This window comes from Nocardioides sp. CPCC 206348 (assembly GCF_048654705.1).
Classification (GTDB): domain Bacteria; phylum Actinomycetota; class Actinomycetes; order Propionibacteriales; family Nocardioidaceae; genus Nocardioides.
Map to the genome: position 1 here is coordinate 134,604 of NZ_JBMCZA010000193.1, position 284 is coordinate 134,887.

1 pseudogene is annotated in these 284 nt (G+C 72.5%); it reads right to left on the minus strand.

From position 1 onward, the window contains the following. A pseudogene (locus ACOADB_RS17545) lies at positions 1–284 on the minus strand (short-chain dehydrogenase); the annotation flags it as partial.

Below are 284 nucleotides of genomic sequence, written 5' to 3' on the forward strand. Positions count from 1 at the left end.
TCGTCCTGGTCCACCGCGGCGCGAAGCGCGAGCGCGACGTTGTCGGGCGTGAAGGCGCCCTCCTTGCCGAGCATGCCGCGCACGGTCACGGACACGGCACGGATGCCGTCGTCCTTGAGGGTGGCGTCGATGCTGCGCACGAGGTTCTGGACGCCGGCCTTCTGCACGCCGAGCGAGGCGGCACCGAACCACGGGGAGTCGGCGGCCATGCTGCCGGTGACGGAGATCCGGGCGCCGCTCGCGAGGAACGGGCGAGCGGCCTGGACGAACGTCAGCAGGGCACC